Annotated in this window: 21 protein-coding genes; 9 read left to right on the plus strand and 12 right to left on the minus strand. The window is 73.2% G+C overall.

The features are described from left to right. Window positions 1–50: 50 nt before the first annotated feature. On the minus strand, window positions 51–566 hold the full coding sequence (gene nrdR, locus ACXJKA_RS11055) for a transcriptional regulator NrdR (protein WP_456825251.1): 516 nt from the start codon (window positions 564–566) through the stop codon (window positions 51–53). Between the two features lie 422 nt (window positions 567–988). Next, complete coding sequence (locus tag ACXJKA_RS11060; RefSeq protein ID WP_456825252.1) at window positions 989–1,390, minus strand: LysM peptidoglycan-binding domain-containing protein; 402 nt, start codon at window positions 1,388–1,390, stop codon at window positions 989–991. 350 nt (window positions 1,391–1,740) lie between these two features. Between ACXJKA_RS11060 and lexA the strand changes: the two genes are divergently transcribed. Next, a complete protein-coding gene (lexA, locus tag ACXJKA_RS11065) occupies window positions 1,741–2,493 on the plus strand; it encodes a transcriptional repressor LexA (RefSeq protein ID WP_456825253.1) in 753 nt (250 codons plus the stop codon). Window positions 2,494–2,539: 46 nt separating this feature from the next. Here lexA and ACXJKA_RS11070 read toward each other — a convergent pair whose 3' ends face one another. From ACXJKA_RS11070 to hflX, 3 genes are read right to left on the minus strand one after another with little or no spacing between them, the layout of a single operon-like run. Further along, the gene (locus ACXJKA_RS11070; RefSeq protein ID WP_456825254.1) at window positions 2,540–3,541 is read right to left on the minus strand and encodes an L-lactate dehydrogenase; all 1,002 of its coding nucleotides are present in this window, start codon (window positions 3,539–3,541) and stop codon (window positions 2,540–2,542) included. 33 nt (window positions 3,542–3,574) lie between these two features. Further along, window positions 3,575–5,647, minus strand: a complete 2,073-nt coding sequence (locus tag ACXJKA_RS11075) for an ATP-dependent DNA helicase (protein ID WP_456825255.1) — start codon at window positions 5,645–5,647, stop codon at window positions 3,575–3,577. 29 nt (window positions 5,648–5,676) lie between these two features. After that, window positions 5,677–7,200: a GTPase HflX gene (gene hflX, locus ACXJKA_RS11080; RefSeq protein WP_456825256.1), complete on the minus strand. Its 1,524-nt coding sequence runs from the start codon at window positions 7,198–7,200 to the stop codon at window positions 5,677–5,679. Between the two features lie 104 nt (window positions 7,201–7,304). Here hflX and ACXJKA_RS11085 point away from each other — a divergent pair, with 104 nt between their 5' ends. Both ACXJKA_RS11085 and ACXJKA_RS11090 read left to right on the plus strand, forming a co-directional pair. Further along, complete coding sequence (locus ACXJKA_RS11085) at window positions 7,305–7,910, plus strand: class I SAM-dependent methyltransferase (RefSeq protein ID WP_456825257.1); 606 nt, start codon at window positions 7,305–7,307, stop codon at window positions 7,908–7,910. Continuing rightward, window positions 7,907–9,289 (plus strand): MFS transporter, encoded by a 1,383-nt coding sequence (locus ACXJKA_RS11090; RefSeq protein ID WP_456825258.1) that lies wholly within the window; start codon window positions 7,907–7,909, stop codon window positions 9,287–9,289. The genes ACXJKA_RS11085 and ACXJKA_RS11090 overlap by 4 nt, the downstream gene beginning before the upstream one ends. Here the strand turns inward: ACXJKA_RS11090 and ACXJKA_RS11095 are convergent. Genes ACXJKA_RS11095 through ACXJKA_RS11115 form a run of 5 tightly spaced genes read right to left on the minus strand, consistent with a single transcriptional unit; the run spans window position 9,238 to window position 12,780 of the window. Continuing rightward, a complete protein-coding gene (locus ACXJKA_RS11095; RefSeq protein WP_456825259.1) occupies window positions 9,238–9,567 on the minus strand; it encodes a thioredoxin family protein in 330 nt (109 codons plus the stop codon). The two genes, ACXJKA_RS11090 and ACXJKA_RS11095, sit on opposite strands and share 52 nt — an antisense overlap. Further along, window positions 9,564–10,520, minus strand: coding sequence for a diaminopimelate epimerase (gene dapF, locus ACXJKA_RS11100; protein ID WP_456825260.1), 957 nt, complete (start codon window positions 10,518–10,520; stop codon window positions 9,564–9,566). The genes ACXJKA_RS11095 and dapF overlap by 4 nt, the downstream gene beginning before the upstream one ends. Continuing rightward, window positions 10,517–11,485, minus strand: coding sequence for a tRNA (adenosine(37)-N6)-dimethylallyltransferase MiaA (miaA, locus tag ACXJKA_RS11105; RefSeq protein ID WP_456825261.1), 969 nt, complete (start codon window positions 11,483–11,485; stop codon window positions 10,517–10,519). Before miaA ends, dapF begins: the two co-directional genes overlap by 4 nt. Window positions 11,486–11,490: 5 nt before the next feature. Continuing rightward, entirely contained in the window at window positions 11,491–12,003 is a 513-nt protein-coding gene (locus ACXJKA_RS11110; protein WP_456825262.1) for a YbjN domain-containing protein, read from the minus strand. Window positions 12,004–12,039: 36 nt separating this feature from the next. Further along, the gene (locus ACXJKA_RS11115; RefSeq protein WP_456825263.1) at window positions 12,040–12,780 is read right to left on the minus strand and encodes a hypothetical protein; all 741 of its coding nucleotides are present in this window, start codon (window positions 12,778–12,780) and stop codon (window positions 12,040–12,042) included. Window positions 12,781–12,868: 88 nt separating this feature from the next. On the opposite strand from ACXJKA_RS11115, the gene ACXJKA_RS11120 reads away from it, so the two are divergent. Further along, on the plus strand, window positions 12,869–13,462 hold the full coding sequence (locus tag ACXJKA_RS11120) for a YbjN domain-containing protein (RefSeq protein ID WP_456825264.1): 594 nt from the start codon (window positions 12,869–12,871) through the stop codon (window positions 13,460–13,462). Next, entirely contained in the window at window positions 13,459–13,980 is a 522-nt protein-coding gene (locus ACXJKA_RS11125; protein ID WP_456825265.1) for a YbjN domain-containing protein, read from the plus strand. Before ACXJKA_RS11120 ends, ACXJKA_RS11125 begins: the two co-directional genes overlap by 4 nt. 7 nt (window positions 13,981–13,987) lie before the next feature. On the opposite strand, the gene miaB is transcribed toward ACXJKA_RS11125, so the two are convergent. After that, window positions 13,988–15,553, minus strand: a complete 1,566-nt coding sequence (miaB, locus tag ACXJKA_RS11130; RefSeq protein WP_456825266.1) for a tRNA (N6-isopentenyl adenosine(37)-C2)-methylthiotransferase MiaB — start codon at window positions 15,551–15,553, stop codon at window positions 13,988–13,990. A gap of 123 nt (window positions 15,554–15,676) precedes the next feature. On the opposite strand from miaB, the gene ACXJKA_RS11135 reads away from it, so the two are divergent. The 4 genes from ACXJKA_RS11135 (at window position 15,677) to ACXJKA_RS11150 (ending at window position 19,002) form a co-directional block, all read left to right on the plus strand. Then, the gene (locus tag ACXJKA_RS11135; RefSeq protein ID WP_456825267.1) at window positions 15,677–16,459 is read left to right on the plus strand and encodes an amino acid ABC transporter ATP-binding protein; all 783 of its coding nucleotides are present in this window, start codon (window positions 15,677–15,679) and stop codon (window positions 16,457–16,459) included. Between the two features lie 62 nt (window positions 16,460–16,521). Further along, window positions 16,522–17,388: a glutamate ABC transporter substrate-binding protein gene (locus ACXJKA_RS11140; RefSeq protein WP_456825268.1), complete on the plus strand. Its 867-nt coding sequence runs from the start codon at window positions 16,522–16,524 to the stop codon at window positions 17,386–17,388. Between the two features lie 67 nt (window positions 17,389–17,455). Further along, complete coding sequence (locus ACXJKA_RS11145) at window positions 17,456–18,145, plus strand: amino acid ABC transporter permease (RefSeq protein ID WP_456825269.1); 690 nt, start codon at window positions 17,456–17,458, stop codon at window positions 18,143–18,145. Then, on the plus strand, window positions 18,142–19,002 hold the full coding sequence (locus tag ACXJKA_RS11150) for an amino acid ABC transporter permease (RefSeq protein ID WP_456825270.1): 861 nt from the start codon (window positions 18,142–18,144) through the stop codon (window positions 19,000–19,002). Before ACXJKA_RS11145 ends, ACXJKA_RS11150 begins: the two co-directional genes overlap by 4 nt. A gap of 3 nt (window positions 19,003–19,005) precedes the next feature. Here ACXJKA_RS11150 and rny read toward each other — a convergent pair whose 3' ends face one another. Next, window positions 19,006–20,505, minus strand: a complete 1,500-nt coding sequence (rny, locus tag ACXJKA_RS11155; RefSeq protein WP_456825271.1) for a ribonuclease Y — start codon at window positions 20,503–20,505, stop codon at window positions 19,006–19,008. Between the last annotated feature and the right edge of the window lie 15 nt (window positions 20,506–20,520).

Consider the following 20,520-nt stretch of genomic DNA (forward strand, 5'->3'; position numbering starts at 1 on the left):
AACCTACGTGCTCCCGCCGACAGAGGACGAGGCGTGCTGGAGCTCGGCCGTCAGGTCGTGCGGGCGGCCTCGTCCTGCGGCTCGACTGTCGCGTCGGGCTCCTCGTCGTCCTCGGTGCCGTCACGCTCGGCACGCAGGACCGTGATCGCGGCCTCGAAGTCCTCCAGGGAGTCGAACGCCTGGTACACGCTGGCGAACCGCAGGTAGGCCACCTCGTCGAGCTCCCGGAGCGGTCCCAGGATGGCCAGCCCGATCTCGTAGGCGTCGATCTCCGCCGAGCCCGCGCCTCGCAGGGTCTCCTCGACCTTCTGTGCCAGGAGCGCGAGGTCGTCCTCGCTCACCGGGCGGCCCTGGCAGGCCTTGCGCACCCCGCCGGCGATCTTCTCGCGGCTGAACGGTTCGGTGGCCCCGGACCGCTTGACCACCGAGAGGCTGGCGGTCTCGACCGTGGTGAAGCGACGGTTGCAGTGCGGGCACTGACGCCGGCGCCGGATGGTCGACCCGTCGTCCGAGGTCCGCGAGTCGACGACCCGCGAGTCCGGGTGACGGCAGAACGGACAGTGCACCGTGATCCCCTTCGAGCTGGCACGCCCGGCCGAGAGGTCGGCCGGCGGCAATGGCGTCGGAACGCCCCCGTGACGCTAGGCCACGGTCTGCGACGGTGCAAGGTCGACCCGCGCCAGCACCCTGACGTGCACGCGAGCCGACGAGAGGAACGACGAAGCATGCACGAAGGGCGGCCATCCGACGATGGCCGCCCGTCGCGGGGACGCCCCCGTCCCTTGTCACGGGCCGACTCGCCTCGGCGCCGCGCAATACTGCGGGTCCAGAGCGGGATGCTCCCGCACCCCGGGTCCCGCACCCCTGGCAAGCCCCCCAGCTCGCCTTGTGAGGTAAGGCTAACCTAGCAAGCGACGCCGACGGTAGCAACCGCGTCGCCGGCTGACGGCGCTCGGCCTTCACTCCGTCCGGACGGCGCGGTCGCTCCTCAGCCTGCAGGGACGACGATGACCTGACCGGCCATGAGGCCGGCGTCGGGCAGCTCGTTGAGACGGACCAGGTCGAACACCACGTCCCGGACGTCCTCGGACGGGCCCGCGACCGATGCGGCGATCTCCCAGAGGGTCTCCCCCGGCTCGACCGTGTGCCGCACGACCTCCTGCGCGCCCACGGGACCGTCGGCGGCGGCGCGGCTGCCGAGCAGCGTCACGAGAGCGACGACCACGGCGGCGAGGACCCAGAGCACGGCGCGGCCGCGAGGGGTGAGGCGGAGGTGCGCCGCTGCGGGTCGACCGGCGTCGGCCGCCCGGCTCACAGCCGCGGTCCGACGCGCGCCGGCCGTCCGGCCGGCGCTGCTCGGCCGGGTGCTCGGCGTCGCGAAGCTCGACATGCTCGACAAGGTCGGCATCRCCGGTCCCATCACCATCGCGCTCATCACGTCTCTCGTTCCTGCTCGGCCCGGGCTCCCGGGGTACCGCTGATCGTCGAACGCCTGTTCGTCGAACGTCTGTACGATGTCTACCAGCATCCGGTGACACTGTCGAGACACGATCGAACAGATGTTTGATCTTCGGTCCCGAAATCCCTAGGCTGGCGATGCGGCACAAGCGCACCACGAGCCACTGACACGCCCGCCGGGAGGTTCCCGTCAGCGCAGGTCACGGGCCCGGGAGCGCGGGTGGAGCAGGCGGAGGAGGCGGAGCGGGCCGAGAGGCGGCCGCCCTACGGAGGAGGAGCGCAGTGACGGACTCACGGGACACGTCCCAGCCCGAGCAGGACCTGGCGACGATCCACGCGCTGCCGGACAGCGCGCCCGGTCCGGACGGCCTCACGGCGCGTCAGCGGCTGGTGCTCGACACGATCCGGTCGTCGGTCGAGTCCCGCGGGTACCCGCCGAGCATGCGCGAGATCGGCGAGGCCGTCGGCCTGACCAGCCCGTCCAGCGTCAAGCACCAGCTCACCGCGCTCGAGCGCAAGGGCTACCTGCGCCGGGACCCCAACCGCCCCCGCGCCATCGAGGTCGTGCACGCAGACGACTCGCGCGGTGTCGGCACCTGGACGGCGCCCGACGGCAGCCGCTCGAACTTCCCCGACCAGGCCGACGGCGAGCGCATGCCGGCCCCGTCCTACGTCCCGGTCGTCGGTCGGATCGCGGCGGGCGGTCCCATCCTGGCCGAGCAGGTGGTGGAGGACGTGTTCCCGCTCCCCCGTCAGCTGGTCGGGGACGGCGACCTGTTCCTGCTCAAGGTCAGCGGCGACTCGATGATCGACGCCGCGATCTGCGACGGCGACTGGGTCGTGGTCCGTCGGCAGCCCGTGGCGGAGCAGGGCGAGATCGTCGCGGCCATGATCGACGGCGAGGCCACGGTCAAGACGCTCAAGCGCATCGACGGCCACGTCTGGCTCATGCCGCACAACCCGGCGTACTCGCCGATCCCGGGCGACGAGTCGACCATCCTCGGTCGCGTCGTCAGCGTGCTGCGCAGCCTCTGACGCGCCTGCCGGGCCACCCTCCGACGAGGGCGGCCCGGCAGCTCACTCAGAATCCGAACTGCCGGGCGACCGCGCGCACCGCGTCGGCCGACTTCCGCAGCCCGGCGAGCTCGCTGTCGGACAGCGGTACGGGCAGGCGTTCGCCCACACCGTGCGCGCCGACGATGGCGGGCACCGACAGGCACACGTCGCTGATGCCGTGGAAGTCGTCGAGCAACGACGAGACGGGAAGGACCCGGCCCTCGTCCTTGACGATGGCCTCGATGATCCGCGACCCGGCCAGCGCCACCGCGTAGTTCGTCGCGCCCTTGCCCTCGATGATGCGGTACGCCGACTCGACCACCTCGCGCGTGATGCTCTCCCGCACCTCGGCGGTGAGCGGACCGGCCCCGCCGGCCCCGGTCCACTCGAGCAGCGGGACGGAGCCGATGCTGGCGGACCCCCAGAGCGGAAGCTCCGTGTCGCCGTGCTCGCCCGCGATGTAGGCGTGCACGTTCTGCACGGCGACGCCCGTGTGCTGCGCGATCAGGTAGCGCAGCCGCGACGAGTCGAGCACGGTGCCCGAGCCGAACAGCTGGGCGGGCGGCAGCCCGGAGATCTGCAGCGCCGCGTAGGTGACGACGTCGACGGGGTTGGTCACCATGACGTAGACCGCCTCGGGCGCGACCTCGACCAGCGCCGGGAGCACCTTGCGGACCAGACCGATGGTCGCCTCCGCGAGCTCGATCCGGGACTGCCCGGGCTTCTGCTTCGCACCCGCGGTGAACATCACGACGTCCGCGTCCGCGCACACCGCGATGTCGTCGGAACCGACCACCTGCGCCATCGGCATGAACTGGATGCCGTGCCCGAGGTCGAGCGCCTCCGCCTGCACCTTCGCCGCGTTGATGTCGTACAGGGCCACCGAGCGGGCGGCCCCGCGCATCAGCGCGGCGTACGCCATCGTCGATCCGACGGCCCCCGCGCCCACGATCGCGAGCTTCGACGTGCGGCGCGCGCTCCGGTAGGGGGCCATGCCGACGTCTTCCATGTCCAGGCTCTCGGTCATCTTGCTTACCTCCGGGTCGTCGACCCGACGAGGCTATCCGGCGGTGGCGAGCCGCTGCAGCGCGGAGACGGCCACGGCGCGGTCGGTGGTCCGCCAGAAGTCGGGCAGCGACCGCGTGAGGAAGCTGCCGTAGCCGGCGGTCGCCAGCCGGGGGTCGAGCACCGCCACGACACCACGGTCCTCGCTGGTCCGGATCAGGCGACCGGCGCCCTGGGCGAGCAGGAGAGCGGCGTGGGTGGCGGAGACCGCGAGGAAGCCGTTCCCGCCCGCCGCCTCGATCGCGTCCGAGCGGGCGGAGGTCACGGGGTCGTCGGGCCGCGGGAACGGGATGCGGTCGATGATGACGAGACGGCAGGTGGCGCCGGGGACGTCGACGCCCTGCCAGAGCGACAGGGTGCCGAACAGGCAGGTGGGCTCGTCGGCGATGAACTGCGAGACGAGGGTCGGCAGCTGGTCGTCGCCCTGGACGAGGATCGGGACGTCGAGGCGCTCGCGCATGGCGGCCGCGGCCGCGATCGCCGCGCGGCGCGACGAGAACAGGCCGAGCGTCCGGCCGCCGGCCGCGGTGACCAGCTCCGCGATCTCGTCCAGCTGCGCGTCCGTGGCCGGCTCGCGCCCGGGCTTCGGCAGGTGCCGCGCGAGGTAGAGGATCCCCTGCTTCGGGTAGTCGAACGGGCTGCCGACGTCGAGCCCGCGCCAGGGCTGCCCGGCGGGCGCGGCGCTCGGTGCGCCGGCCAGCGAGGTGGGTCCGACCGGCTCGGCGTCGGGGCGCACCTCGAGACCGACCGCGCGGGCGATCGGGTCGAACGAGCCGCCGAGCTCGAGGGTTGCCGACGTGAGCACACCGGAGCGACCCGCCAGCAGATGGGTGCGGATGAGGCCGTTGACGGCGAGCGGGGCGGCGTACAGGCGCGTGAGCATGCTGCCGCGGCGGTCCTCGCTGCGGGAGCACCACAGGACGGTGTGCCGGTTGTCGTCGGGGTCCGCGGCCATCCGGTCGGCCACCTCGTGCAGCGCGAGCATGGTCGCCTGGGCCATCTTGCGGCCACCCTCGGCGGGCGCGTTCGGCCCGGACTCCGGCTTGAGCACGCTGAGCAGCGCGCGCGTGGCGTCGCGCACGCTCGCCACCGCGTCCCGGGCGGCGGGCGGCAGTCCGTCGCGGAAGCGCGCCTCGGGCAGGCCGACGAGCACGGTCGCGAGCGCCTGGCTCGCGGCGTCCAGGTCGGTCGTCGGGACCCCGCCGTGCCGTCGGGCCAGGCGGGCGGCGTGCTCGATGGTGGCCACGGACAGCTCGGAGGTCGCCTGGGCGGTCACGCGGTCCGTGAGCTCGTGGGCCTCGTCGACGACGAGCACCTGGTGCTCGGGCAGGACGCCGGGCGATCCCGACGCGGCGATCCCGAGCATCGCGTGGTTGGTGACGACCACGTCCGCCTCGCGCGACGCGGCCTTCGCCTTCTCGGGGAAGCACTCGGCGAGCATCGGGCACTTGCCGCCGAGGCACTCCAGCGAGGTGACCGAGACCTGCCGCCAGGCCTGCGCCGTGACGCCGGGGACGAGGTCGTCGCGGTCCCCGGTCTCGGTCTCGTCGGCCCACTCCCGCAGCCGCAGCACCTGCTCGCCCAGGCTCTCGGTCGGGCCGGTCGCACCCGTGCGGGCGGGCGCAGGGTGCTCGGCCGCGCCCGCGTGCTCGCCGAGGTCGAAGAGCGTGCCCGTGTCGTCGTCGGGGTAACCGCCGGCGACCTTGTGCACGCAGAGGTAGTTGTGCCAGCCCTTGAGCAGCGCGATCGACGGCGTCCGCGGGAGGTGCGGCTCGAGGGCCTTCGCGACGAGCGGCAGGTCCCTCGTGATGATCTGCCGCTGCAGCGCGAGCGTCGCCGTGGAGACGACCACGTGCTCGTTCTCGAGCACCGCGTGGCGCAGCGCGGGCACCAGGTACCCGAGCGACTTGCCGGTGCCGGTCCCGGCCTGGACGAGCAGGTGCTCGCCCTTGTCGATGGTCTCCGCGACGGCCACCGCCATCTGGTGCTGACCGTCACGACGGACGCCGCCGAGCGCCTCGACCGCGACGTCGAGCAGCTTGTCGACGGAGGGGTCGGCGTCTGGCACCGCGTCAGCCTAGTGGCGGCCGACGACGCTCACGGACGCGCGAGCGCGGCCGCCTCGAGCTCGGAGGCCAGGCCGGCGTCGACGCGCGCGCGGATCGCCGTCCCGTCGGCCGTGTGCTCCTCGGCCTGGATGTCGCCGTGCTCGTGCACCCGGCTGATCAGGTCACCGCGGTGGTAGGGCACGACGAGGTCGACGGCCACGCCGGGGCGCGGCAGCTGGTCGGCGACGAGCGCCTGCAGCTCGTCGATGCCCTCGCCGGTGTGCGCCGACACGACGATCGAGTGCACCTCCCGCGACCGCAGGCGGGCGATCGCCTCGGGCGTGGCCAGGTCGGCCTTGTTGAGCACGATGATCTCGGGCACGTCCATGGCGCCCGGGATGTCCGCGAAGACGTGCCGCACGGCCGCGATCTGGCCCTCCGGGTCGGGGTGTGAGGCATCGACCACGTGCAGGATCAGGTCGGCGTCGGCGACCTCCTCCAGCGTCGAGCGGAAGGCCTCGACCAGCTGGTGCGGGAGGGCCCGGACGAAGCCGACGGTGTCCGCGAGCGTGTAGACCCGCCCGTCGACGGTCTCCGCGCGCCGGACGGTCGGGTCGAGCGTGGCGAACAGGGCGTTCTCGACGAGCACCCCGGCCTGGGTGAGCCGGTTGAGCAGTGAGGACTTGCCCGCGTTGGTGTAGCCCGCGATGGCCACCGACGGGATCGCGTGCTTCTTGCGCGACGTCCGCTTGGTCACGCGGGCGGGCTCCATCGCCGCGATCTCCCGGCGGAGCTTGGCCATGCGGTTGCGGATGCGCCGGCGGTCGAGCTCGATCTTGGTCTCACCGGGACCGCGCGAGCCCATGCCTGCGGCGGCGCCGCCGACCTGGCCACCGGCCTGCCGGGACATCGAGTCGCCCCAGCCGCGAAGGCGTGGCAGCAGGTACTCGAGCTGCGCGAGCTCGACCTGCGCCTTGCCCTCACGCGACTTGGCGTGCTGGGCGAAGATGTCGAGGATCAGCGCGGTCCGGTCGATGACCTTGACGCGGACGATGTCCTCCAGCGCGCGGCGCTGGCTCGGGGCGAGGTCGCCGTCGACGACGACGGTGTCCGCGCCGACGGCCGCGACGAGCGCGGCCAGCTCGGACGCCTTGCCGGAGCCCAGGTAGGTGCCGGGGTCCGGCTTCTGCCGGCGCTGCAGCAACCCGTCGAGCACCTCCGAGCCGGCCGTCTCGGCCAGCTGTGCGAGCTCGCGCAGGGAGATCTCGGCGTCGGTGACGGACCCGGACCCCCAGACACCGACGAGGACGACCTTCTCCAGGCGCAGCTGGCGGTACTCGACCTCGGTGACGTCCTGCAGCTCGGTGGAGAGGCCGGCGACGCGGCGCAGCGACGTGCGCTCCTCGAGCTCCAGCTGGTCCCCGTCGTACGACGAGTGCACCGTCCCACCGGCGTGCAGCGAGCTCCCGGCCCGGGCGAGCACCCGGGCGACGACGTCGTCGGCCACGTCCTGTGCAGAACGCTCGAGCGGGGCGTCGTGGGTCTCGCGGGTGATGGGCTGCGGGTCGGTCAACGGTTCCTCTTCTCGTGCGGTGCCTCCAGGGTCGCACGCCCGATCGGAGGCGGACGAGATATTTCGCTGCAGGCCGATCGCGCGGTCCTGGGTATCGTCGGCGCGTGAGCCAGCCCGACCACTACTTCACCGCCCAGCCCGCCTCGCCCGACGAGCGACGGCTCCTGCGCGTCTGGCTCGCCGGGCGGGACGTCGAGGTGGAGACCGCCGGCGGCATCTTCTCCCCCGACCACGTGGACCTCGGCACCCGGGTGCTCCTGGACCACGTCCCGGCGCCCCCGACCGAGGGCGACCTGCTGGACCTCGGCTGCGGCTGGGGTCCGATCGCGCTCACGCTCGCGCTGCAGTCCCCGGGTGCGCGCGTCTGGGCGGTCGACGTCAACGAGCGCGCCCTCGACCTCACCCGGCGCAACGCCGAGCGGCTCGGTGTGACCAACCTCCGGGCGGTCACGCCCGACCGCGTCCCCGAGGACGTCATCTTCGCGACCATCTGGTCGAACCCGCCGATCCGGGTCGGGAAGGACGCCCTGCACGCGATGCTCAGGCTGTGGCTCGGTCGGCGCGCGCCGGGCGGCGAGGCGCACCTGGTCGTCGGCAAGAACCTCGGTGCCGACTCGCTCCAGCGCTGGATCGCGGCGGAGCTGGGTGTCGCCGTCGAGCGGACCGCGAGCGCCAAGGGCTTCCGGGTGCTCGCCGTGCGCGACCGATGAACGACTGGCGGTCGCTGCGCCCGACCACCTGGAGCCTGGTCGCGCTCATCTTCATGGTGGCGTTCGAGTCGCTGGCCGTGACCACGGTGATGCCGACGGTGTCGAACGCGCTGAACGGCGCCTCGTTGTACGCGTTCGCGTTCGCCGGACCGCTGGCMACCGGCGTGGTCGGGATGGTGCTCGCCGGCCCGTGGAGCGACCGCAGCGGCCCGCGCACCCCGCTTCTGGTCGCCGTCGGCCTGTTCACGGTGGGCATCCTCGTCGCGGGGTCGGCGCCCACCATGGGCGTGCTGGTTGCGGGTCGCCTGCTCCAGGGGCTGGGCGGTGGCGCGATGACCGTCGCGGTCTACGTCGTCGTGGCACGGCTGTACCCCGCGCTGCTGCACCCGCGGGTGTTCGCCTGGTTCGCGGCGGCGTGGATCGTGCCCTCGCTCGTGGGTCCCGCCGGGGCGGGCGCCGTGGCGCAGCACGTCGGGTGGCGCTGGGTGTTCCTCGGCGTCGCGCTCCTCGTGGTGCCGACGACGCTGGTGCTGGTCCCGGCGCTGCGCAGGATCGGGCCACCGGAAACGCGCGGCGACGCGGCGCCGCGTGGGCGGGTCGCGTGGGCGGCCCTGGCCGCGGCAGCGGTGCTCGGGCTCAACCTGGCCGCCCAGGTGCCGCTGCCGTGGGCTGCGCTGGTGGCGATCGGTACGGCCGTCGCGGCCCTCGTCGCGCTCCGCGGGGTGGTGCCGCCGGGCACCCTGCGCGCGGCCCCGGGCCTGCCGAGCGTCGTCGCGACGCGTGGGCTGGTCTCGGGGGCATTCCTCGGGGCGGAGGTCTACCTCCCCTACCTGCTGACGGAGAGGTACGCGTTCTCGCCGACGACGGCCGGGATCGCGCTGACCTTCGCCGGCGTCGCGTGGGCCGGCACGTCGTGGTTCCAGGGCCGCCTCGGGGACCGGCTGCCGCATCGCACGGCCGTCGTCGTCGGCTCGGTCCTGGTCGCCGTCGCGGTCGCCGGCGTCGTCGCCGTCGCGGCGGGCCACCTCCCGGCGCCGGTCGCGATCGCCTCCTGGACGCTCGCCGGTGCGGGGATGGGCCTCGTCTACACGCGTCTGACCGTCCTGGTGCTGGCGTACTCGACGCCGGGCAACCAGGGCGTCAACAGCTCCGCGCTCTCGATCGCGGACTCCATCGGCGCGGCGCTCGCGCTCGCGCTGACGGGGCTGGCCTTCAGCGCCGCGGCCGACCGCGGACCCGACGCGCCCTTCACCACCGCGCTGGCAGTCGCCGCCCTCTTCGCCGTCGGCGCGGCCCTGGTCGGACCGCGCGTGGGCAGCGGTCGGCGTCAGGCGGAGGACGCCACCGACGACGCCGCGTCGAGCGCGCTGCGCACCTGAGCGAGCGTCGGCACGCCCGAGGCGCGCCGCACCACGTCGCCGCGGGCGTCGAGCACGAGGACAGTGGGCGTCACGTCGATGTCCAGGCGCTCGCCGAGCGCGGTGCGGTCCGCCACGTCGAGGTCGACGTACGCCACACCCTGTGTCGTCGCGACGGCCCGCTCGACGACGTACCGCGTGGACCGGCACGGCGCGCAGAACGTGCTGGAGAACTGCACGACCGTCGCACGCTCGCCGAGCGGCGAGCCCAGGTCGTCCGGGGTCAGGCGGGTGGTCATCGGCCGGCGGTCAGCGCGGACAGGTCGACGTCGGCGGACGCCACGAGCACCGCGGGACCGGCGAGCTCGACGTGCCCCTCGGGCAGCACGCTGACCCGGACCGTGCCGCCGGGCACGTCGACCAGCCACACGTCCGGCGCCCCGACCCCGGCCCACGTGCGGACCGCGAGCGCCGCGGCGCACGCCCCCGTGCCGCAGGACCGTGTCTCGCCCACGCCGCGCTCGTGCACGCGCATCCGCACCCGGCCGACCAGAGTGCCGTCGGGCGCGTGCTGCTCGCCGAGCGGGACGACCAGCTCGACGTTGGTGCCGTTCGGGGGCACGGGCGTGACCAGGGGCGCGTGCGTGAGGTCCGCAGCGGTCAGCTCGTCCTCGTCCATGAGCGCCAGCACGACGTGCGGGTTGCCGACGTCCACGCTCAGTCCGGCGCGCGCGACCTCGAGGCCGACGACCTCGACCTCGGCGTCGGCACCGGCCCGCGCGGCCTCGAGCCCCCCCGGCAGGTCCCAGCGCCCCATGTCGACCGCGTACCAGACGTCGTCGCCGATGCCCTCGGGAACCGGCACCTTGCGCACGCGGCGGACTCCGGCGCGCGTGCCCAGCGCCAGCTCGCCGTCCGCGGAGTCCCACAGGCCGAGCCGCTCGAGGTAGGCCGCGAAGACCCGGACCCCGTTGCCGCACATCTCCGCGACCGAGCCGTCGCTGTTGCGGTAGTCCATGAACCAGCGTGCGGCCGGCTCCTCGGCCAGCGCGGCGACGCCCTCGGGCACGAGCTCGCCGGCGACCACCCGGATGACGCCGTCACCGCCGACGCCCGCCCGTCGGTCCGCGAGCTCCCGGACCAGGGTGGCCGACAGGTCGACGCGGGCATCGCGGTCGTCGAGCAGCACGAAGTCGTTCTGCGTGCCGTGACCCTTGGTCACGTGCAGCGTCGGGGTGTCGACGACGGTCATGAACCCAGGCTACGTCGTGGCGCGGGATCGTCCGTGGCCGGTCCCAGGTCGCCGGCGTCGGCGGCAGCGACGAGCGCGAGGGCGCGCGCGACGACGTCCGGGTCGCGGGAGTCGAGCCAGTGCACCCGCGGGTCGCGGCCGAACCAGCCCATCTGCTTGCGCGCCAAACGGCGGGTGCCCGCGGCGACCGCCGCCCGCGCCTCGTCGGCTGTCAGCTCCCCGTCGAGCATCGCGAGCACCTCGGCGTAGCCGACCGCACGAGAGGCGGTCCGGCCGAGGCCGTGCGCGCGCAGGTGCTCGACCTCCCCGACGAGGCCGCGCGCCCACATGCGGTCCACGCGGGCGGTGATGCGCTCGTCGAGCACCGCGCGGTCGCAGTCCAGCCCGATCTGGACCGCCGGGACCTCGTACACGTGCTGGGGCAGGCTCGCCGAATAGGGGCGCCCGGTGATCTCGATGACCTCGAGCGCGCGCACGGTGCGGCGGGCGTTGCGGGGGCCGATGCCCTCGGCGGCGACGGGGTCCTTGCTGACCAGCTCCGCGTGCAGGGCCCGCGCCCCCTCGGTCTCGACCCTCGCCTCGAGGCGCGCGCGGATCTCAGGGTCCGTGCCGGGGAAGTCCATGTGGTCGAGCAGCGCGCGGACGTAGAGCCCCGAGCCGCCCACCGCCACCGCCCGCGCGCCCCGTGCCGCGACGTCCTGCAGGGCCGCGCGGGCACGCGCCTGGTAGTCGGCGACCGACGCGTCCTCGTGCACGTCGAGCACGTCGAGGAGGTGGTGCGGGACGCCCTCGCGCTCGTCGGGCGTGAGCTTGGCGGTCCCGATGTCCATGCCGCGGTAGAGCTGCATCGCGTCGGCGTTGACCACCTCGCCGCCCAGGGCGTGCGCGAGCGCGAGCCCGAGGTCGGACTTGCCGGTCGCCGTCGGGCCGACGAGCGCGACCACCCGGTTCACCGAGAGGTCCACAGTGGTCAGTCGATCGTCGGCCGCGCCGGGTCGCTGTACGACACCGGCGGCGGCGCCTGCGGCGGGGTCGGCTGGGGGGTGACCGCGTCCGGGTACTTCTCGTCGAGCTCGGCGAAGAAGCGCAGAGCGCTGGCGATCCCGCCGGTGACGTGCAGGTCCAGCTGCGCGTCGCTCACGCCGTGCTCGTAGTCGACGGTGTGCTCGGTGTAGACGGCCACCTGGCCGGCCTCGATGCGGACGTAGAGCTTCGGCCAGACCATGGTCTCCGACCACGCGTTGGCGCCCAGCAGGACGTTGCCGAACTCGCTCGACGGCACCTGGCGCGCCCAGCGGCCGCGCACCTGGAAGTACTCCTTGGCGCGGCCCATCGTGATGAACCAGAACGGGTGCCCGTCCCACCGGCCGACCAGGTCGCCGTCGGCGTCGCGGCCGTAGACCGAGCCGCGCGCGTCGAGCCGCGCGGCCACGCGGTCGATGGTGAGCGGCGGGAGGGTGGGCTCGGGGGCGTCGGCAGACATCGGGACCTCGGGTGTCAGGGGGTGGACAGCGAGACCCTACCCGGCGTCCCGCACGGGCTCCCAGACGAGGACGGCGTGCTGGGCGCCGAGCTCGGTGCTGGCCGCCAGCAGTCTCCCGGTGACGGCGTCGCCGGCGCCGACCGCGCCGAGCAGCACCTGCCACGGGGCCCAGCCGCGGACGGCGAGCTCGTCGGMGAGGGCCGGGTCGTCGAGCGCGAGCCGMGCGCGGGCGTCCGGGCCGGCGTCGGTCAGGTCCTCGAGCAGACGGGCGTCGTGGGCCACGGCGCGCGGGTCGTCGGCCAGGGGTGCGTCCGGGCCGCGCCGACCGCTCCCGGAGCCGACGACGACCAGCCCGGTCGGGCCGTCGGCGACGAGCGCGGACCCGAGCGCGGCGAGGTCGTCGGCCCGCTCCCGACCGGTCACCTCGACGACCCGCAGCGCCGCGTCCGGACGCGCCCGRGCGAGCAGGTGCAGCGCCACCGCGCTGGGCACCGACGGCGCCGTCGCCCCGGCGCCGGGCAGCTGCACGGCGGTCGTCGGCCACCAGAGCAGGTCGTCCGGGATCCCTGCCGCACCCAGCGAGGGCCGCACCGTGCCGACGAGCTCCCGCGACGTCGGTCCGGGCGCCACGACCACGACGGTCCAGGCGCCGGAGGCCACCACCTCGGCCACCGCAGCGAGCGCCGCCGAGCGCAGCCCGACGAGGACGTCGGCGGATCCCGCGGCCCCGGGCAGGAGCAGGGCGGTGTCGGGGACGAGGGCTGCGCGGACGAGCATGCGGTGAACCTACGCGACGCCGACGCGACACGGGCGTCCCCCGGATGACTGCCTCCGTGTGTGGGCGAGCGCCGGTACTGTCGTGCGCATGGGGTCGTTCGGGGAACGTGCGCGGCGATGGTTCTCGGGGCGTCCGCGCCCTGAGGCACCCGACCGGCTCCCGGCGCCGGTAGCCGACGACGACGAGCTGCACGACCGGGTGGCGGAGCTCCTCGCGCGCGAGCTCGGCGTCGCGGAGCCCGCGACGGACCTGCCCACGGACGTGACCCCCGCACGCATCGCGGCGTGGATGACCAACAACCAGTTCAGCTACTTCGTGGACAACGACGGAGACCTGGGCGGGCTGTGGCGCGGGCGCCTGTTCTACTTCTTCCTCTTCGGTGAGAAGTCCGAGATCCTCCAGGTCCGCGGGCAGTGGCACCGCGAGGTCGCCATCGAGCGCCTCGAGGAGGTGCTCGACGTGTGCAACGAGTGGAACGCCGACCGCATCTGGCCCAAGGCGTACGTGCGGGTGCGGGACAACGGGCGCGTGCACGTCGTCTCCGAGGTCGCCACCGACCTCGAGCACGGCGCGACCGACTCCCAGCTCAGCCAGATGCTTTTCTGCGGCCTGTCCACCGGCAGCATGTTCTTCGACGCCCTCGACGAGCGGTACCCGGACCCGGCGGGAGTGGCTCCGTGAGCGGCCCGGGATGGCTGCTGCGGGTGCTCGGCGGGCTTCCCAAGCCCACCAAGCGTCCGACGCCCGACGACGAGCCGCCGGGTCCGCTCACGCGCGAGCGCATCGCCGACTACCTGGTGGGCCGCGGCTACCGGTTCGTGATCGACGACGACGGCGACCTCACCGGCACGTGGGACGGGAGCCGGTTCTGGTTCCTGCTCCTGGGCGAGCAGCAGGAGATCCTGCAGGTCCGTGGGCGCTGGCACCGCAGCCTGCCGCTCGACCAGCGCGAGATCGCGTCCCTGGCGGTCAACGACTGGAACCGCGAGCGGATCTGGCCCAAGGCGTACCTGCGCGAGGAGGAGGGCGTCCTCGCCCTCTACTCCGAGGTGTCGGCCGACTTCGAGCCGGGGGTCACCGACCCCCAGCTGGCGCAGCTGCTGGCCTGCGGGCTGGGCACGGGCGTCCAGATGTTCTCGTCGCTCGAGGCCGTGCTCCCCCACGACGGCGCCCCGCCGCCGGACGTGCCCGACAACTAACCGACCGTCAGCGCCGGCCGATCGTCGGCAGGCCCAGCACGACCGGGCCGGTCGGGCCGCCGGTACCGCAGGAGTCACCGCTTCCGCCGTGGCTGTGCTCGTCGTCGCCGCTCTGCCGGCGCTCCCACGCGTCGCCGGCCGCGGTGCGACGCACCGCGAAGGTGCCGCCGGTCAGGGCGGAGTCGGCCACGAGGTGGTACGGCGCGGCGCGCGTGACGCTCACGGCCACCAGGTCGCCCGGGCGCGGCACGTCGGCGTCCCCGCCGGGCAGCGCCAGGTGCACCAGGCGGTTGTCGGCCGCGCGCCCCGTGACGCGGTGCGTGGCCTCGTCCTTGCGCCCGTCGGCCTCGGAGACGAGCACCTCGACCGTCCGGCCCACCTGCGCGAGGTTCTCCTCGTGCGAGATGCGGTCCTGCAGGGCGGTCAGGCGCAGGTAGCGCTCCTGTACGACGGCCTTGGGGATCTCGCCCGGCAGGTCGAACGCAGGCGTGCCGGGGCGCGGCGAGTACTGGAAAGTGAAGGCGGACGAGAACCGCGACGCCTCGACCACGCGCAGCGTCTCCGCGAAGTCCTCCTCGGTCTCCCCGGGGAACCCGACGATGATGTCCGTCGTGATGGCCGCGTCCGGCATGGCGGCCCGGACGCGGTCGAGGATGCCGAGGAACTTGTCCGACCGGTACGAGCGGCGCATCGCGCGCAGGACCCGGTCGGAGCCGGACTGCAGCGGCATGTGCAGCTGCGGCATCACCGTGGGCGTCTCCGCCATCGCCGCGATGACGTCGTCGGTGAACGACGCCGGGTGCGGGGACGTGAAGCGCAGCCGCTCGAGCCCCTCGATCGCCCCGGCGGCGCGCAGCAGCTTGGCGAACGCGCCACGGTCGCCGAAGCCGACGCCGTAGGAGTTCACGTTCTGGCCGAGCAGCGTGACCTCGATGGCGCCCTGCGAGACGAGCGCCTCGATCTCGGCCAGGATCTCCCCCGGCCGGCGGTCGCGCTCCTTGCCGCGCAGGTGCGGCACGATGCAGAACGTGCAGGTGTTGTTGCACCCCACGCTGATGGACACCCAGCCCGCGTAGACCGACTCGCGCCGCGTGGGCAGCGTGCTGGGGAAGACCTGCAGCGACTCCTCGATCTCCACCTGTGCCTCGGCGTTGTGCCGGGCCCGCTCCAGCAGCGTCGGCAGGACGTCGAGGTTGTGGGTGCCGAACACGACGTCGACCCACGGCGCGCGCTCCACGATGCCCGCGCGGTCCTTCTGTGCCAGGCAGCCGCCGACGGCGATCTGCATGCCGGGGCGCGCGCGCTTGGTGCCGGCGAGCCGGCCCAGGTTCCCGTACAGCTTGTCGGCCGCGTTCTCCCGGACCGCGCACGTGTTGATCACGATGACGTCGGCGTCCTCCGCGGCCGCGTCCGCGGGGCTGGCCGCGACGTATCCGGCCTGCTCGAGCATGCCCGCCATGTGCTCGGAGTCGTGCACGTTCATCTGGCAGCCGAGGGTCTTGACCAGATAGGTGCGCGCCTCCGGGGTCGCCGACGGGGCGTACGGCAGGGCGAAGGGCAGGGTCGTGGACATCACCGACAAGGGTACGGCCGCCCGCCGTGAGCCCCTCACCTGGGGTCTTGCTTGACGGGTACGTTGCCGAACCGTGACCGTCGACGCTCGCCAGATCGGGCAAACCCCCCGTAGGTTCATCCAATGGTGGACATCTCAGCCGTCTCGCCCGCCCCGCCCGACACGACGTCCGACGCCCTCGTGGAGCTCCGCGGCGTCGACAAGCACTTCGGCCCGCTGCACGTGCTCCAGCACATCGACCTCGCCGTACGTCGCGGCGAGGTCGTCGTCGTCATCGGGCCGTCCGGAAGCGGCAAGTCCACGCTGTGCCGGACGATCAACCGCCTCGAGACCATCGACTCCGGCACCATCTCGCTCGACGGCCAGCCGCTGCCCGCGGAGGGACGCGCGCTCGCCCGGCTGCGGGCCGACGTCGGCATGGTCTTCCAGTCCTTCAACCTGTTCGCGCACAAGACCGTCCTGCAGAACGTCGTGCTCGGCCAGGTCAAGGCGAAGGGCGTGAAGCCGGCGAAGGCCCGGGAGATCGCGCTCGACCTCCTCGACCGCGTCGGCGTCCGGGACCAGGCCGACAAGCTCCCCGCCCAGCTGTCCGGCGGTCAGCAGCAGCGGGTCGCCATCGCGCGTGCCCTGGCCATGCAGCCGAAGGTCATGCTCTTCGACGAGCCGACGTCGGCGCTCGACCCCGAGATGATCAACGAGGTCCTCGACGTCATGGTCGGCCTCGCGCACGACGGGATGACGATGATCGTCGTCACCCACGAGATGGGCTTCGCCCGCAAGGCGGCGAACCGCGTCGTGTTCATGGACGGCGGCCAGATCGTCGAGGAGGCCGACCCCGAGACGTTCTTCACGGCCCCGGCGAGCGACCGCGCACGGGACTTCCTGTCCAAGATCCTCACCCATTGAGACCCCGAGAACCCCACACAGGAACCGAACCGACACCGCACACCACACGAAGGGGACACACCATGCGACGAGGACGACTGGTACTGGCTCTCGCAGCCGCCGCCACGCTCAGCCTGGCCGGCTGTTCGAGCGGCGACGACGACAACGACGCCGGCGCGACCAGCGACACGTCCGCCAGCAGCAGCGGCGGCGCCGAGGGGACCGTCAAGATCGGCATCAAGTTCGACCAGCCCGGCCTGGGCTACCAGGACGGCAGCGAGTACACCGGCTTCGACGTCGACGTCGCGAAGTACGTCGCGGGCAAGCTCGGCTACGGCGAGGACCAGATCGAGTGGGTCCAGTCGCCGTCGGCGCAGCGCGAGACGCTGCTGCAGAACGGCCAGGTCGACATGATCTTCGCGACCTACTCGATCAACGACAAGCGCAAGCAGGTCGTGTCCTTCGCCGGTCCGTACTTCGTCGCCGGGCAGGACCTCCTGGTCGCCGCGGACGACGACTCCATCACGGGCCCCGCGGACCTCGAGGGCAAGAACCTCTGCTCCGTCACCGGGTCCACGTCGGCGCAGCGCATCAAGGACGAGTACGCCACGGGCACCAACCTGCTCGAGCAGCCCGGGTACGCCGAGTGCGTCACGGCCCTGACCGCCGGGACCGTCGACGCGGTCACCACCGACGACATCATCCTGGCCGGCCTGGCCGCCGTGCCCGCCAACAAGGGCAAGGTCAAGGTCGTCGGCAACCCGTTCTCGGAGGAGAACTACGGGGTCGGCATCCCCAAGGACAGCGACAAGTGCGAGGACATCAACGCCGCGATCACCGAGATGATCGACGACGGCACCTGGAAGAAGCTGCTCGACAAGAACGTCGGCGCCTCGGGCTACAAGGCGAACGAGGGTCTGAACCCCCCGACGCCCGCCGCCTGCGCCTGATCCGTCCTCCGGGGGCCCGCGCGGTGGTCGCGCGGGCCCTCGGAACCTCTGAGAGCAAGGAGCGTCGGTGGACGACGGCTTCCTCCAGCAGTTCGTGTCGCTGTTCAGCGAGTTCGACGTGCCCGCCGCGTTCTGGGTCAACATCCAGCTGACGTTCTTCGCGGGCATCCTCGCCCTGATCCTCGGCACCGTGCTGGCGACCATGAGGATCTCCCCCGTGCCGAGCCTGCGCTGGKCCGGGTCGACCTACGTCACGCTGCTGCGCAACACGCCGCTGACGATCATCATGGTCTTCTGCGTGCTGGGCCTGTGGGGCCAGCTCGGGTTCACGCTCTCCACCAACTTCCAGACGAACTTCTTCCGCCTCGCCGTCCTCGCGCTGGCCGTCTACCACGCGGCGTTCGTCTGCGAGGCGCTGCGCTCCGGCGTCAACACCGTGCCCGTCGGTCAGGCAGAGGCGGCCCGGGCGATCGGGCTGTCGTTCTGGCCCGCAGCGCGGCTGATCATCCTGCCGCAGGCGTTCCGCGGCTCCGTGGCCCCGCTGGGCAACGTGCTGATCGCGCTCACCAAGAACTCGACCGTCGCCTCGGCGGCGGGCGTCGCGGAGGCGTCCGGCCTGATGAAGACGATGATCGAGTTCCGGCCGGACGTCATCGTCGCGATCTTCCTCACGTTCGCCTTCGGCTTCGTCATCATCGTCGTGCCGATCGGCCTGGCGACCACCGCGCTGTCCCGACGACTGGCGGTGGCCCGATGAGCACCCTGTTCGACGTCCCCGGGCCCGTCGCCCGGCGCCGCATGGTGTGGGTGAACCTCGCCGCGACCGTGGTCGTGGCCGGGATCGGGGTGTGGGTGCTCGCGCGGCTCGGCGCCAAGGGTCAGCTCGACCCGGCCCTCTGGAAGCCGTTCCTCACCGCCAACCCGTGGACCAACTACCTCCTCCCCGGCCTGCGCGACACCCTCAAGGCCGCCGGGATCTCCATCGTGACGTCCGCCCTGTTCGGCTTCGTGTTCGGGCTCGGGCGGCTGTCGCCGTCGCGGGCCGTGCGCACGGTCAGCGGCGCGATCGTCGAGTTCTTCCGCGCCGTCCCCGTGCTGCTGATGATGATCTTCTTCTATCTCGGGCTCGGCCAGATGAGGGTCATGGAGCCCTCCGACGTGCCGCTGGTCGCCGTCGTCCTGGGGCTCACCTTCTACAACGGGTCGGTGTTCGCCGAGCTGGTGCGCTCCGGCGTCCACGGCCTGCCCCGCGGCCAGCGGGAGGCGGCCCTCGCGATCGGGCTGCGCGACGGGCAGTCGCTGCGGATGATCGAGGTCCCGCAGGCCCTCATCGCGATGCTGCCCGCGATCGCGAGCCAGCTCGTCGTCATCCTCAAGGACACGGCGCTCGGCGTCATCATCACGTACCCGGAGCTCCTCGACGCCGCCCGCCGGTTCGGGTCCGGGAACGGGAACATCCTGCAGTCGCTGGTCGTCGCGGCGCTCATCTTCATCGTCATCAACTACGCGCTCACGCGGCTGGCGTCCCTGCTCGCCGGGCGCGTCGGCAAGCGCACGGCCGGACGACCGCGGGCCGAGGCACCGAGCCTCGTGGTCGCCACGGGGAAGGACTGAGGGTCAGCCCGCCGTCGCGCTCGCGCGCATCTCGCGGACGACGGTCACCTTGATCTCGCCCGGGTACGCGAGGTCGGCCTCGATGTGCCGGGCGATGGCCACGGCGAGCTGCGGGAGGGCGTAGTCGTCCACCTCGGACGGCTCGACGACCACCCGGACCTCCCGGCCCGCGGACATGGCGAGCGCCCGTCGCACGCCGGCGTGCGCGGCCACGAGCTGCTCGAGCTTGTCGATGCGCTCGACGTACTGGTCCAGCTCCTCACGGCGCGCGCCGGGGCGTGCGGCCGAGATGGCGTCTGCCACCTGCACGAGCACGGCCTCGACGGTCTCCGGGGGGACCTCGTCGTGGTGCGCAGCGATGGCGTTGACGACGGTCGCCGACTCGCCGTGGCGACGCGCCAGGTCGGCGCCGACGAGCGCGTGCGTGCCCGGGACCTCGGCTGTCAGCGCCTTGCCGAGGTCGTGCAGGAACGCCCCACGCCGGCTGACCTCGACGTCGGCACCCACCTCCGCGGCGATCGCGCCGGCGAGCACGGCGGACTCGACCAGGTGCTCGAGCACGTTCTGCCCGTAGGACGTGCGGAGCCGCAGCCGACCCAACGTCCGGACCAGGGTCGGGTGCAGTCCCCGCACGCCCGCGCGCTCGGCGGCGTCGTGGCCCGCCGCGTCGGTCCGCTCTTCCGCCCCGGCCAGGGCCTCGGCGTACGCCTGCTCGATCCGCTGCGGATGGATCCGACCGTCGGCCATGAGCGCCTCGAGCGCGACCTGGGCGACCTCCCGGCGCTCGGTGTCGAAGCACGAGAGCACCACGGCGTCCGGCTGGTCGTCGATGAGCACGTTCACGCCGGTCAGCGCCTCGAAGGACCGGATGTTGCGGCCCTCCTTGCCGATGATCCGGCCCTTCATCTCGTCCGAGGGCAGCGCCAGCACGGTGAGCGCCGACTGCGAGCTGGTCGGGACCGCGAGCCGCTGCACGGCCGTCGTGACGATCCGTCGCGCCCGCGCCTCCGCGGTCCGGCGCGCCTGCGCCTCCGCGCGACGCACCTGGGCCGCCGCATTGTTCTGGGCGTCCGCCACGATCCGCCGCGTGAGCTCGGCGCGAGCGTCGTCGGCCGTCAGGCCGCTGACGGCCTCGAGCTCCGCACGCGCGGACCGTTCGGCATCGGCCACCTGTTGGGTCGCCGCGCGCTCGGCCTCCTCGACGACCCGCGCACCCGCGCGGCGGGCCTCCGCCGCGGCGTCGGCGTCCACCCGGCTGCGGCGCTCGAGCTCGTCCACCGCCGAGCGGTCCGCCGCGACCAGCTGCTCGCGCTCGGTCAGCCGCCGTTCGCGTCGCTCGACGTCCGCCAGCATGGCCCGGGCCTCGTCCTTGATCGAGGCGACGTCGTGCTCGGCCCGGGCGCGCAGCACGCCCGCCTCGCGGCGAGCCACGAGAACGAGCACCAGAGCGACGAGACAGGCACCGAGCAGCCCCACGATGGTGGCGATGGCGCCTGCGTCCACGTCGTTCTCCTGGTC

The sequence above is a fragment of the Cellulomonas sp. P5_E12 genome, assembly GCF_054049315.1.

Excerpts from the sequence above, each read along its gene's own strand:
- ACXJKA_RS11060 (WP_456825252.1), bottom strand. The coding sequence starts at position 1,390 with ATGTCGAGCTTCGCGACGCCGAGCACCCGGCCGAGCAGCGCCGGCCGG.
- ACXJKA_RS11070 (WP_456825254.1), bottom strand. The coding sequence starts at position 3,541 with ATGACCGAGAGCCTGGACATGGAAGACGTCGGCATGGCCCCCTACCGG.
- ACXJKA_RS11095 (WP_456825259.1), bottom strand. The coding sequence starts at position 9,567 with ATGACCACCCGCCTGACCCCGGACGACCTGGGCTCGCCGCTCGGCGAG.
- dapF (WP_456825260.1), bottom strand. The coding sequence starts at position 10,520 with ATGACCGTCGTCGACACCCCGACGCTGCACGTGACCAAGGGTCACGGC.
- ACXJKA_RS11110 (WP_456825262.1), bottom strand. The coding sequence starts at position 12,003 with ATGTCTGCCGACGCCCCCGAGCCCACCCTCCCGCCGCTCACCATCGAC.
- ACXJKA_RS11120 (WP_456825264.1), top strand. The coding sequence starts at position 12,869 with ATGGGGTCGTTCGGGGAACGTGCGCGGCGATGGTTCTCGGGGCGTCCG.
- miaB (WP_456825266.1), bottom strand. The coding sequence starts at position 15,553 with ATGTCCACGACCCTGCCCTTCGCCCTGCCGTACGCCCCGTCGGCGACC.
- ACXJKA_RS11135 (WP_456825267.1), top strand. The coding sequence starts at position 15,677 with ATGGTGGACATCTCAGCCGTCTCGCCCGCCCCGCCCGACACGACGTCC.
- ACXJKA_RS11140 (WP_456825268.1), top strand. The coding sequence starts at position 16,522 with ATGCGACGAGGACGACTGGTACTGGCTCTCGCAGCCGCCGCCACGCTC.
- ACXJKA_RS11150 (WP_456825270.1), top strand. The coding sequence starts at position 18,142 with ATGAGCACCCTGTTCGACGTCCCCGGGCCCGTCGCCCGGCGCCGCATG.